Here is a 12,697-nt window from a genome sequence, read left to right as displayed (position 1 = left end):
GACCGGGCGTCACGGACGCTGGGCCGGGCTCTCGGTCTGCGCCGGGTCCCGCTCGGTGACCGGCTCGACGATCTCGTCGATCGCCTTGAGCAGCTCGGCGTCGAGCTTCACGCCGGCCGCCTTGACGTTGTCGTGCACCTGCTCGGGCCGGGACGCGCCGATGATGGCCGAGGCGACGTTGGGGTTCTGCAACACCCAGGCGACGGCGAGCTGCGGCATGGTCAGCCCGGCCTGCTCGGCCAGGGGCTTGAGCCGCTGCACGCGGGTCAGCACGTCGTCGGTGAGCCACTTGGCGATGAAGTCCGCGCCGGACTTCTCGTCGGTGGCGCGCGAGCCGGCCGGCGGCGGCTGACCCGGCAGGTACTTGCCGGACAGCACGCCCTGGGCCATCGGCGACCAGACGATCTGGCCGATGCCCAGCTCCTCGCTGGCCGGGACGACCTCGGTCTCGATGACCCGCCACAGCATCGAGTACTGCGGCTGGTTGGAGATCAGCGGGATGCGCAGCTCACGCGCGAGCGCGTGGGCCTCGCGCAGCTGCGACGCCTTCCACTCCGAGACGCCGATGTAGTGCGCCTTGCCGGAGCGTACGACGTCGGCGAAGGCCTCCATCGTCTCCTCCAGCGGGGTGCTGTAGTCGTAGCGGTGGGCCTGGTAGAGGTCGACGTGGTCGGTCTGCAGGCGGCGCAGCGAGCCGTCGATCGACTCCATGATGTGCTTGCGGGACAGGCCCCGGTCGTTGCGGCCCGGGCCGGTCGGCCAGTACACCTTGGTGAAGATCTCCAGCCCCTCGCGACGCTCGCCCTTGAGCGCCCGGCCGAGCACCGACTCGGCGCGGGTGCCGGCGTAGACGTCGGCGGTGTCGAACGTGGTGATGCCGCTGTCGAGGGCGGCCCGCACGCATGCGACGGCGGCCTCCTCCTCGACCTGCGAGCCGTGGGTGATCCAGTTGCCGTACGAGATCTCGCTGACCATCAGGCCGGAGCGGCCCAGGTGTCGGAATTCCATGCTTCCGACCCTAGTCCGGCCCGCCGGCCGGTGCCGCGCGGCGTTCACGCCGGCAGCAGCGCGTCCCGCATCCGGGCGCCGGAACGCCGGCTGCCCGACCCCGGCCCGGTCGACCCGGCCGCGCTCGGGCCCGCGGCCGCCCGCAACGGCATCGAGCTGCTGGGGCCCCCGCCGACGGCGTGAGACCGGGTCAGAGCACCGGGCTGGCGTCGGTGAGCAGCCGGTCGATCTCGGCGGCGACCTCCGCGCGGGCCCGGTGCACCGGATCGATCAGCGGCTCACCGCGCCGGTCCAACGCGCCCCACCGCCCCGACTCCGTGGTGACCAGGAACGCCACCGGGTGCACCACCAGCGTCGGGTACGCGGGCGCCACCACCACCCGGCCGCCCCGGTCCACCACGCCCCGGCGACCGGCCAGTTCGACCACGGCCAGACCGTCGGAGGTGAAGCCGTCCAGGTGCCGGCCGTCGGCCAGCGACGTGCCCAGACCGTGGTAGCGGGTCGGCACCACCACCGCCCCGGTCCGGTCCACCGCACCCCAGCCGCCGTTCTGCCGGACCGCCGCCAGCCCGTTGCGGAACGGCCGGGCCTCCTCGTACCCGGGTGGGATCTTCACGATGTTCATCTGGTCGACGGCCATCCACCGGCCCTTGCCGTCCATGGACACCCAGGACAGTCCCTCGGAGAACGGGCCCACGGCCCGGTAGCCGTTGTTCGCCTCGATCAGCGCCGCGCCGGTGCTGTCGATGAGCGCCCAGCGGGACGCCTCCGGCCGACGCACCCAGGCCAGCCCCTCGTGGAACGGCTGGGCCTCCGCGTACCGGTAGGCGACGACCAGTTCGCCGTCGGCGTCCGCGTACCCCCAGAGCTGCTGCTCATCGTCGAACGTCGGCACCGGGTAGCGCGGCGTGCCCAGGATCTCCTCCCGGGTGCGCGGCACCGGACCGAAGCCGCCGTCCGCGGCCCGCTCGGCCACCGCGTCCAGCGCGACCACGGTACGCGCGTTGAGCGGCCCGTCCTCGCCCTGCCGCAGGTCCAGCGCCCGCTCGAAGTGCAGGCACGCCTCGGTCAGCCGACCCTGGTCGAAGCAGGAACGCCCGGCGTGCTCGTGCAGCAACGCGCGCAGCCGGTCGGGCAGCTCCGGCGAGTTGGCCTCGGCGAAGAGCCGGTCGGCCTCCGCGTGCTCCCCACGCCAGCGCAGCACCTCGGCGAGGCGCGCGCGGGCCAGCGCGGTCCGCCGCAACTCGCCGGTGGACTCCGCGTACGTGAGGGCGAGCCGCGCGTCGGCGACCGCGTCGTCCAGGTCCCCGAGGACCCGGGACGCCACCGACCGGAGGCTGAGCAGCCGGGCCCGGCTGCGGTTGTCCAACGCGGTGTCGAGCTTGCCGGTGAGACCGTCCCGGATCCGCCGCAACTCGTCCGGGTCGGGGGCCTCCTCGCGCAGCGTCCCCGGGTGCAGCCGCCAACCCACGGCGGCCAGCGCCTGCTCCGGGTCGACCGGCGGCTCCGGCTCGGGAGCGGACGCCCCGGCCTCCGGTCCCGCCTCCTGGGCACCCGAATCCGCCGGCCCGCCCGAGCCGGCGTCGACGGTCGGTCCCTCGCCCGCCGCCGCGTCGCCCCGCACCGGCTCCGCCGGGACCCCGTCCGGCTCCCCGCCGTGCGCGCGGGTCGCCGCGTCGTCCTCGGTACGCGCCGGGACCCCGACGGTGCCGACCTCGGCCGTGGTCGCGCCCCGGTCCGTGCCGGCGTCGGTCCCGTCGGTCGAGGTGTCGCTCTGCTCCGCGGTGGTGCCGGTCCTGTCGGTCGAGGTGTCGCTCTGCTTCGCGGTGGTGCCGGTCCTGTCGGTCGAGGTGTCGCTCTGCTTCGCGGTGGTGCCGGTCCTGTCGGTCGAGGTGTCGCTCTGCTTCGCGGTGGTGCCGGTCCTGTCGGTCGAGGTGTCGCTCTGCTTCGCGGTGGTGCCGGGCGTTGTTGCCGGGGTGTCCTGGCCTGCGGTGGTGCTGGCCGGTGTCGTCGGGGTGTCGTGGTTCGTGGTGGTGCTGGCCGGTGCTGTGGGGGCGTCGGTGCTGTCGGAACGGGTGGCGCCGGCCGCGGCGAACGAGGCGGGCGTCGGCGCCGGGCCCGCTGGCGACGGCGAGGGCGCCGACGCCGGCGCGGGCGCTGCGGAGGTGGGGCGCGGCCCGGCGCCGAGGACCGGTTCGGTCGTCGTCCCGTCGTACCCGGTGGGGCTCGGCGTGCCGGGCCCGGGTGTCGGCGGCCGTGGCTCCGCGTCGGGCTGGGACGCGTCGGGCCGGGACGCGTCGGTCCGCGGGGCCTCGACCGTGGTCGCGGAGTCCGGTACGGCGGCCGCCACCCCGGCGACGTTCGGTTCCGGAGCTTGCGGGACGCCCGCCTCGCTGACGGGCGAGTCCGTGACACTCGGTTCCGGGCCGGTGTCCTCGGCGATCGCCCGCTCCGCAAGGACCCCGTCCGTCGCGGCCCGTTCCGTCGCGGTCTCCGCCGTCGCGGCGAGCAATTCGGCGGCCTGCTCGGTCGCGGCCTGCCCCGGGTGGTCCGGTGCGATGGTCCGGTGCTGCTCCACCCCGTTCGCGGTACCGCCGGACGTCGCCGATCCGGTGCACCCTGCCGTGTCGACGGACGCCACGAGATCACGGGCGTCGACGTCGGATTCGCCCGCTTCACCGGTGGCCCCCGACTCAACCGGTCCGCGGAGGCCGATCAGCTGCCCCTCCGCCCCCGACTCCTCACCCGCGCGAGATCTTGGAAGGAAAGGGCCCTCATAGGGGCCGGAATCTTCCAAGATCTCCGGCGGTGCCTCCGCGGTGGCGGCTCCGGTGCGGGTGGACGGGGGAGCCGGCTCCGCGAGGTCGACCGGCCCCACGGAAGCGACGGGCTGCGCGAGAGCGGGCGGCGGTACGGAGTCGGCGGGCTTCGTCACTTCGGCCGGGAGCACGGAGCCGGCGGGCCCGGCCGGATGACCGAGGTCGGCCGGGTTCGGGGAATCGGCGGGCTTGGCGGGGTTGTCCGGGTGCTCGGGGTCGGCCGGGTTCGGGGAGTCGGCGGGCGTCATGGGGTCCGCCGGGTGCCCGGGGCCGGCCGGGTGCATCGGGCGGCCCGACTGCGCGGGGGTGGCCGGCCTCGTCGCGGCGGTTACCGGCTGGTCGTCCTCCCGGACGACGCCGGCGACAGGTGCCCTGCGGTAGCGGTCGCTGGAGTGCGGGAGGCCCGCCGGCTCCGCGGCATGGTGGGTGTCAGCCTCGACCAGTCGGTCGGCTCCGGGACGGTCGGCGCTGTCCGCGGGCGCGGACTCGGCCGGGGTGGACCCGGCGACCGTCGTGTCCTGGTCCGCAGGTCGCGTACCCGCGTCCTGGTCCCCGGTGGCCGTCGGTCGGTTCGGACGGAACCAGGCTTCCGCGCCGGCGTCCGCGGCCTGCGGTGCGGGAGCTGTCCCCGCCACGGAGTGCCCGCTGCCGGCCCGTTCCGGCCGCTCTTCGACCGTTCCTCCGTCCTGCGTTCGGCCCGGCCGCTCGTCGACCCGGGCGGCGTTCGCACCCGCTGGAGGTTGACCGTTGTCCGTCGGCGGGGTTGGCCGGGTTTCCGCGCCGGGCCGAAGGTCCGCGGCGGTGCGGGGCTCGGACCCCGTCGTGGAGCCGGGACGGACGGTCGTGCCGACCTGCGGGCCGGTGGCCGGTCCCGGCTCCGGGCCGGAGGTCGTGTCGGTCCCGGCGCCGCTGACAGTGCTGTGGGTCGTATCGGATCCGGTCTCGGTGACCGGGCCGCGGCTCGTCCCGGCCTCGGCCCCGGTGACCGGGCCTCGGGTCGTCCCGGTCTCGGCGTCGGTGACCGTGCCGCGGGCGGTGTCGGCCCCGGCGTCGGTGACCGTGCTGTGGGTCGTGTCGGTGCGCGCCGCGGTGACCGGGCCCTCCTCGGGCCGCTGATCCGCACCCGGCTGCGCCCCGCCAGGCGCTCGGGGGGCGGGTGGTTTCGCCGTCTCCGGGCGGCGGTCGGCGGGTGGCGTCGGGGCGGTGTGGCGCGGGTGAGCCTCGGTGGGTCCGGTCGGTGCGGGTAGGGGCGCGCCGCTTCCGACGGTCGGGGTCGACGACGGGCCCGGGTAGACGGGCGGTGCCGGGCGAGCCGGCGGAGCCTGGGTCGGGCCCGGCCGGGCGGTCGGGCGCGGGTCCGGGCGATCCGCGTGCCGGGGCGGCGCTGCCGGCGGGACAGGCTCGCCGGACCCGTCCGTCGGCGGGGCGGGCCTGCCGGCATCCGCCGGCGCGGCCGGCTCGCCGGAGCGGGGGATCGACGGCGCGGCCGGCTCGCCGGGACGAGGGGTCGACGGCGCGGCCGGCTCGCCGGAGCGGGGGGTCGACGGCGCGGCCGGCTCGCCGGGACGGGGGGTCGACGGCGCGGCCGGCTCGCCGGAGCGGGGGGTCGACGGCGCGGCCGGCTCGCCGGGACGGGGGGTCGACGGCAGGGGTCCGGTTCCGGGCGCGTCACGGACGGGCGCGGCCGGCGTCGGGCCGGCGGACACCCGCCGGTCGGGCTCGGCGGCGGCGGGACGACGGGCCTCGTCGTAGCGTCCCGGTCCCACCGACCGGTGCGGGTCCTCCGGACGCGTCGGCGGTACGGGACGTGTCGGCACGTTCTCGGCGCCGGACACGGTGGTCCCCTCGCCGGGGCGGACCGGTGCTGCCGTCGGCCTGATCCCCTCCGGCCGTACCGCGGCGGGCCGGGGTCGGGCGTCGTCGGGGCGGGTGCGAGCGTCGGGCTCGACCGGAGCCGCGCCCCGGGCGTCGGGGACACGGGTCGACGGATGCCCGTCCGGCCGTGCCGGCCACTGCTCGGACCGGGGCCGGTACTCGGCGCTCGCGGCGACGTCGGGCCGTCTGCCGTCCTGCTCCGGCTGCGGTCGGCCGGACCCGGGCCGGCCCGAGGTGGCCGGCGGCCGGGAATCCCGTGCCTCCGGGCGGGTGCCGGGCTGAGCGGCGCGGGCGTCCACGGCCGGGGACCGAGGGTCGCGTGGCTCCGGGCGGGTGCCGGGCTGACCGGGGCGGGCGTCCACGGCGGGGGACCGAGGGTCGCGTGGGTCCGGGCGGGTGCCGGCCGGGCCGGGGCGGCCTTCCACGGCGGGCGGTCGCGCGTCGCGTGGTTCCGGACGCGGGGTGGCCTGACCGGGACGGGCGTCCACGGCGGGCGGCCGGACCTCCCGCGGTTCGGGGCGGCCGGCGCCGGGCTGGTCGGGGCGGCGACCGTCGGGGCGTGCGCCGTCCACGGGCTGGACCGGGTATCCGGGCGGCGTCGGGCGGGCCACCGGCGGGCGGTGCCGCTCGTCGGGCCGGTAGGCGGCGGGCTCGACACGTGGACGCGGCTCGACGACCGGCCACTCGCCCTGATGGGATCGGGCCCGGTCGGCGGGCGGGCGCTGCCCGTCCCACCGCTGGTCGGCGCCGGGGCGCGGAGGGCCGTACCGGTCGGGCTCGGTGCGGGGGCGCCCGCACTCGGGCGCCCGGCGGTGGGTCTCGGGGTACGCGGCGGCATCCCGGCGCGGCGCGCCGTCGTCCCACCGGCTCCCCGCCGGCTCGCGCCACTCGGCCGGGGGACGGGCCCCGGGGTCACGCCAACCGTCGCGGCCGTCCCGCTCCGGCGACGCCATCGGATGGTCCCGCCGGTCGACCGGCCGACCGGGACCGGCCTCACGTCGACCGTCGAGGGACGCCTCCCGGTGGCCGTGGGGGAGGGCGTCCCGACGCGGGTCGGACGCCGGACCGCGGCGACCGTCCGGGGTGGCCTCGTGGCCGTCGGCGGGGACACGTCGGCCGTCCACCGGGCGACGGCGCTCGGACCAGCCCGGGCCGGCGTGCGGTACCTCGTTCGGCTCCGGCACCCAGCCCGGCTCGGATCCGGGCGGGGCCGGTCGGTGCGACGCCGCGGCGGGACGTACCCACCGCTGGTCGGCGCGCTCCGGGCCGGGCCGGTGCCGCTCCTCGGGCCAGGGCCGCCGGTCGTCCGGGCCCGGTCCGTCCGGACGACCGTTCCGGTCGCGCGGCCCCGCGCCGCCGGGGTGCGACCCGCGCGAACCGTCCGCGGCGGCCGGACTCACCGGGTACGACGCACGACGCCCGTCCGGGCCGGCGGAGCTGAGCGGGTAGGCCTCGCGCGGTCCGGCAGGGCTGAGCGGATAGGCCTCGCGCGGTCCGGCAGGGCTGAGCGGATAGGCCTCGCGCGGCCCGGCGGGACTGACCGGGTAGGTGCCGCGCGGCCCGGCGGGGCTGACCGGGTAGGTACCACGCGGTCCGGCGGGGCTGGTCGGACGGGCCTCACGCGGTCCGGCGGGGCTGACCGGGTACGAGCCACGCGGGCTCGCAGGGCTCACCGGGTACGCGTCGTCGGGGCGGGAAGCGGCGGGGCTGACCGGCTGCTCGACACCCGGAGCGGGACTGACCGGGCGTACCTCGGCGCGTCCGACCACGGCGCGACGGCGGGGCGGAGGCGTCAGGTTCTCGAGGCCGATGTCGCCGGGGTAGCGCTGTCCGGGGAACTGCGGCTCCCATTCGTGGGTGGGCTCGGCGGCCCAGGCCGGTTCGGCCGGCTCGCGCCAGCTGCCCCAGCCACTCATCGGCAGCCCCTCCCGCCGCTCGCGCGGCGCGGCCCCGGGGCCGGCTCGCGTCGCTCGCTCACGGCGGTGTCACCTCGTTGGAAATTGTCGCGCTGGGCGCCGGACGTGCCGGTAGAGTCGCCCGGTCCAGCACGTCGTGGCTGCGGAAGGAGGGTAACGGCGTGGGCTCGGTCACCGCCACTGTGGGACCACCCACGGACGCACACGTTACCCCATGGTTTCGGACATTCGGCGCGATAGTGGCGGCCGGCTTCCGCCGGTACGCGACCTATCGCCAGGCCGCGGTGGCGGGCGTCGTCACCAACACCGTGTTCGGCTTCCTGCGCTGCTACATCTTCCTCGCCGCGACCGGCGCGGCCGGCACCGTGGCCGGTTACGACCGGGCGCAGCTCGCCACGTTCGTCTGGGCCGGGCAGGGTCTGCTGGCGGTGATCGCCATCTGGGGGTGGACCGATCTGGCCGACCGGATCCGCACCGGCGAGGTGGCCGCCGACCTGCTGCGGCCGGTGCACCCGGTGACCAGCTACCTCGCGATCGACCTCGGCCGGGCCGGGTTCGCCGCGCTGGCCCGGCTGGTGCCGCCGCTGGTGGTCGGCCCGCTCTTCTTCGCCGTCTACCTGCCCCGGCACTGGGCCACCGTGCCGTTGTTCCTGCTCTCCACGCTGCTCGCCGTGGTGGTCTGCTTCGGCTGCCGCTACCTGGTCAACGCCACCGCCTACTGGCTCCAGGACGTCCGCGGTCCGATGATCCTCTGGACGCTCGGCTCGGGCGTGCTGGCCGGGCTCTACTTCCCGCTGGGCTTCCTCCCCGGCTGGCTGGAGGCGGCCCTGCGGTACGCCACCCCGTTCCCCAGCATCCTGCAGGTTCCGCTGGACGTCCTGGTCGAGCGCGAGCCGATGTCGACCGGTCTCGGCCTGGTCGGGCTGCAACTGGTCTGGGCGGTGCTGCTGCTGGCGCTCTGCCGGCTGGTCCAGCGCCGTGCCGAGCGCCGCCTGGTGGTGCAGGGTGGCTGAGCGCGAGAGCGCGCCCAGGGTGGCTGAGCGCGAGAGCGCGCCCAGGGTGGCTGAGCGCGACAGCGCGCCCAGGGTGGCTGAGGCTGGCGCCGGAGGCGCGCTGCGGGCGTACCGGGCGCTGCTCGGGGCGCAGGCCCGCTCGCAGGCCGCCTACCGCACCTCGTTCGTGGTGGACCTGGTCGGCAACCTGGGTGCGACCGTGTTCGACGTGGTCACCGTCCTGGTGATCTTCGGGGTGACCCGTGAGCTGGGCGGGTTCACGCTGCGCGAGACGCTCGTCGTGGTCGGGCTGTCGTCGTGCGGCTTCGCCGCCGCCGACCTGCTGGTCGGCAACATCGAACGGCTGCCCCGGTACGTCCGCACCGGCCTGTTCGACGCCGTGCTGGTCCGCCCGCTCGCGGCGTTGCCCCAGCTGCTGCTGATGGACCTGCCGCTGCGCAAGGTGTCCCGGGCCGTGTTCGGGCTGGCCGTGCTGCTGTACGCGCTCGCCTCGGCGGGGATCGACTGGACCCCGGGCCGGGTGGCGCTGGCCGTGGTCGCCCCGCCGGCCGCTGTGGTGTTCTTCGCGTCGGTCTTCGTCACCACCGCCACGGTGTCGTTCTACTGGGTCGACTCGGGGGAGATGGCCAACTCGGTGACCTACGGGGGGCGCGACTTCACCTCGTACCCGGTCACCGTCTACGGCGGCTGGTTCCGCGCGCTGTTCGCGTACGGGATGGGGTTCGCCTTCGTCAGTTACCACCCGGCGCTGGCGCTGCTCGGCCGCGCCGACCCGCTCGGCCTGCCGCCCTGGGTGGGGTGGGCCTCGCCGGGCGTCGCGCTGGTCGCGGCGGCGGTCGCCGCCCTGGCCTGGCGGGTCGGGATCCGTCACTACCGGAGTACGGGGTCATGAACGTCATCGAGACGGACGGGCTGCGCAAGGAGTTCACGGTCCGGGTCAGGGCCGGGGCGCTGCGCCGCGAGAAGCGGACGGTGACCGCTGTCGACGGGGTCGACCTGCGGGTGGAGCGCGGCGAGATGCTCGGCTACATCGGGCCCAACGGCGCCGGGAAGTCGACCACGCTGAAGATGCTGACCGGGGTGCTGATGCCCTCGGCGGGCCACGCCCGGGTCTGCGGGCTGCGGCCGGTGGCCGACCGGACCCGGTTGGCGTTGCGTATCGGGGTGGTGTTCGGGCAGCGTTCGCAGCTCTGGTGGGACCTGCCGCTGCGGGATTCGTTCGACCTGCTGCGGCACGTCTACCGGGTGCCGGCCGCCGCGCACGCCGCCCGGCTGGCCCGCTGCCGGGACCTGCTCGACCTGGACGCGTTCCTGGACACCCCGGTCCGGCAGCTCTCCCTCGGTCAACGGATGCGCGGCGAGCTGACCGCGGCGCTGCTGCACGGCCCGGAGGTGCTCTTCCTGGACGAGCCCACCATCGGGCTGGACGTGGTGAGCAAGCAGGCGGTCCGCGGCTTCCTGGCCGAGCTGGGCCGGGCCGGCGACATCACACTGGTGCTCACCACGCACGACCTGGCCGACATCGAACGGCTCTGCCGTCGGCTGGTGGTGATCGACCACGGGCGGGTGGTGCACGACGGCTCGATCGCCGAGCTGCACCGCCGGTACGGGTCGCGCCGGATGGTGGTCGCCGAACTGGACGCCGCGCTGCCGGAGCCGCCGGCGCTGCCCGGCGCGCCGGTGCACCGGGTGGAGGCGGACGGCCGGCGGCTGGTCTTCGCGCTGGAGGCGGCGAGCGTGGCGGAGGTGGTGGCGGGGCTGGCCGGCCTGGCCACGTTGCGGGACATCTCGATCGTCGAGCCGGACATCGAGGAGGTCGTCGCCCGGCTCTACCGCAGTGAAAGGAAGGGCCCCCTCTTAACGCCTGGCGTATAGGAAGGGGCCCCGCTTAACACGTGTGTGCGCCGGTCAGACCTTGTCGCCGATGTCGACCCGGGGGGCGGGGGCGCGCATCTTGCGGAACGTGATCGACCGCATGATCGCGTAGAAGTAGAGCGACCCCAGTTTCTCGGTGCTCTTCGGGAAGCGCTCGCGGACCAGCTTCTTGATCTTCCTGGCGATCAGCACGGAGTCGATCAGCACGCCGAGGGCCAGCGCGCCCCAGAGCAGGTTCGACACCAGTCGCACCTGCGGCGGCATGGCCTGGTTGGAGCCGACCAGCACGATCAGCGCGCCGCCGAAGAACCAGGTGCCGACCGTACGCCGGGAGTCGACCACGTTGCGGGCCAGCAGCCGCTCCGGGCCCCGGTCGCGCGGGCCACCCTCGCGACGGAACTCGGCCGCGGCCTCGGCGCGCGCCGCGCGGCGCTGCTCCCGGGCCTCCTCCTTGGTCAGCGCGCGGGCCGGGGCGGCCGGACGGCGACCGGCGGCGGGGCGCTTCGGAGTGGTCTGCCCGAGTTCCTTCTTGCTGGGCGTGTAGCCCCGGGGACGGGCGGAGGACTCCTCGTCGGTCGTCACCGGGGTGACGGACTCCTCGACGAGGTCGGCTGACTTGCGACGAAACAACGACGGCACGCCGGCAAGGGTAGCCAAACGCGTCGGCCCGGTGCACACGCGGTGCACCGGGCCGACGGAGAAAGCGTGATCAGGGGCGCTCGACGTGCGCGCCGAGGTCGGCCAGCTTGGCCTCGAAGTCCTCGTAGCCGCGGTTGATCAGGTCGACGCCGTACACCCGGGAGGTGCCCTCGGCGGCCAGCGCCGCGATGAGGTGGCTGAACCCGGCCCGCAGGTCCGGGATGACCAGGTCGGCCGCGTGCAGCTTGCTCGGGCCGGCGATCACCGCGGAGTGCTTGAAGTTGCGCCGGCCGAAGCGGCACGGGGTGCCGCCGAGGCAGTCCCGGTAGACCTGGATGTTGGCGCCCATCGTGTTCAGCGCCTCGGTGTAGCCGAGCCGCTGCTCGTAGACCGTCTCGTGGACGATCGACAGGCCCCGGGCCTGGGTGAGCGCGACCACCAGCGGCTGCTGCCAGTCGGTCATGAAGCCGGGGTGCACGTCGGTCTCCAGCGCGACCGCGTTCAGCTCGCCGCCCGGGTGCCAGAACCGGATGCCGCCCTCCTGGCCCGGGTCGCCGAGCTTCGGCGGCCGGGCGTCGGTGACCTCGTACTCGCCGCCGACCGACCGGAAGATGTTCAGGAAGGTCATCATGTCGGCCTGCTGCGCGCCGAGGACCTCGACGTGGCCCCGGGTCGCCAGCGCCGCCGCCGCCCAGCTGGCCGCCTCGATCCGGTCCGGGATCGGCCGGTGGGTGTAGCCGTGCAGCTTCTTGACGCCCTGGATCTCGATCACCCGGTCGGTGTGGACCTTGATGATCGCGCCCATCTTCTGCAGGATGCAGATCAGGTCGATGATCTCGGGCTCGACCGCCGCGTTGCGCAGCTCGGTGACGCCCTCGGCCATCACGGCGGTGAGCAGCACCTGCTCGGTGGCCCCCACGCTCGGGTACGGCAGGGCGAACTTGGTGCCGTGCAGCCCGTTGGGCGCGGACAGGTGCAGTCCCTCGGGGGTCTTCTCGACCGTGGCGCCGAACTCGCGCAGCGCCTGGAGGTGGAAGTCGATCGGGCGGGGGCCGATGTGGCAGCCGCCCAGGTCGGGGATGAACGCGTGGCCGAGGCGGTGCAGCAGCGGGCCGCAGAACAGGATCGGGATCCGGCTGGACCCGGCGTGCACGTTGATCTGGTCGGTGCTGGCGCTCTCGACGTTTGACGGGTCGAAGACCAGCTCGCCGTCCTCGGTGCCGTCGGTCACCTTCACCCCGTGCAGGCCGAGCAGCCCGCGGACCACCTCGACGTCGCGGATCCGCGGCACGTCGAACAGTCGGCTGGGTGTGTCGCCGAGCAGGGCGGCGACCATCGCCTTGGACACGAGGTTCTTCGCGCCGCGCACGCGGATCCGCCCTTCGAGCGGAGTGCCTCCGTGTACGACCAGGACGTCGTCGGTCAACGCAACCTCCAGCGCGTTGGGTGCTGCCGTGTAGGTGAGGGGTCTGCGAAGTACATCGCTACCCGAATCGCGGTCATCGAAAAACGGCCCGCGTGTGTCGTCGCCCCGGCAGCATAGCCCTCCGTG

The 12,697-nt window shown here is 75.6% G+C and carries 8 protein-coding genes; 4 read left to right on the top strand and 4 right to left on the bottom strand.

From position 1 onward, the window contains the following. Positions 1–9: 9 nt before the first annotated feature. The gene (locus tag COO58_RS20080; RefSeq protein WP_098746733.1) at positions 10–1,008 is read right to left on the bottom strand and encodes an aldo/keto reductase family protein; all 999 of its coding nucleotides are present in this window, start codon (positions 1,006–1,008) and stop codon (positions 10–12) included. A gap of 30 nt (positions 1,009–1,038) precedes the next feature. On the opposite strand from COO58_RS20080, the gene COO58_RS30305 reads away from it, so the two are divergent. Continuing rightward, positions 1,039–1,191, top strand: a complete 153-nt coding sequence (locus COO58_RS30305) for a hypothetical protein (protein WP_176558913.1) — start codon at positions 1,039–1,041, stop codon at positions 1,189–1,191. Positions 1,192–1,198: 7 nt separating this feature from the next. Here the strand turns inward: COO58_RS30305 and COO58_RS20075 are convergent, their stop codons facing one another. Then, positions 1,199–3,586, bottom strand: coding sequence for a WG repeat-containing protein (locus tag COO58_RS20075; RefSeq protein ID WP_255292726.1), 2,388 nt, complete (start codon positions 3,584–3,586; stop codon positions 1,199–1,201). A gap of 4,193 nt (positions 3,587–7,779) precedes the next feature. On the opposite strand from COO58_RS20075, the gene COO58_RS20060 reads away from it, so the two are divergent. The 3 genes from COO58_RS20060 to COO58_RS20050 all read left to right on the top strand — a co-directional run bounded on the left by COO58_RS20060 (position 7,780) and on the right by COO58_RS20050 (position 10,506). Beyond that, complete coding sequence (locus COO58_RS20060) at positions 7,780–8,631, top strand: ABC-2 family transporter protein (protein WP_091573189.1); 852 nt, start codon at positions 7,780–7,782, stop codon at positions 8,629–8,631. A 73-nt stretch (positions 8,632–8,704) separates the two neighbouring features. Continuing rightward, complete coding sequence (locus COO58_RS20055) at positions 8,705–9,523, top strand: ABC transporter permease (protein WP_245666178.1); 819 nt, start codon at positions 8,705–8,707, stop codon at positions 9,521–9,523. After that, positions 9,520–10,506: an ATP-binding cassette domain-containing protein gene (locus tag COO58_RS20050; RefSeq protein ID WP_098746728.1), complete on the top strand. Its 987-nt coding sequence runs from the start codon at positions 9,520–9,522 to the stop codon at positions 10,504–10,506. The genes COO58_RS20055 and COO58_RS20050 overlap by 4 nt, the downstream gene beginning before the upstream one ends. Before the next feature lie 33 nt (positions 10,507–10,539). Here COO58_RS20050 and COO58_RS20045 read toward each other — a convergent pair whose 3' ends face one another. Together COO58_RS20045 and murA are read right to left on the bottom strand one after the other, a co-directional pair. After that, on the bottom strand, positions 10,540–11,145 hold the full coding sequence (locus COO58_RS20045) for a DUF3043 domain-containing protein (protein WP_091573191.1): 606 nt from the start codon (positions 11,143–11,145) through the stop codon (positions 10,540–10,542). Positions 11,146–11,215: 70 nt separating this feature from the next. Beyond that, entirely contained in the window at positions 11,216–12,571 is a 1,356-nt protein-coding gene (murA, locus tag COO58_RS20040; protein ID WP_091573192.1) for a UDP-N-acetylglucosamine 1-carboxyvinyltransferase, read from the bottom strand. Positions 12,572–12,697: the final 126 nt, after the last annotated feature.

This window comes from Micromonospora sp. WMMA1996 (genome assembly GCF_002573675.1).
Classification (GTDB): domain Bacteria; phylum Actinomycetota; class Actinomycetes; order Mycobacteriales; family Micromonosporaceae; genus Micromonospora; species Micromonospora sediminicola.
Note: the sequence above shows the minus strand (reverse complement) of the source record. Positions and strands in the feature narration are given on the sequence as shown.

Excerpts from the sequence above, each read along its gene's own strand:
- COO58_RS20080 (WP_098746733.1), bottom strand. The coding sequence starts at position 1,008 with ATGGAATTCCGACACCTGGGCCGCTCCGGCCTGATGGTCAGCGAGATC.
- COO58_RS20050 (WP_098746728.1), top strand. The coding sequence starts at position 9,520 with ATGAACGTCATCGAGACGGACGGGCTGCGCAAGGAGTTCACGGTCCGG.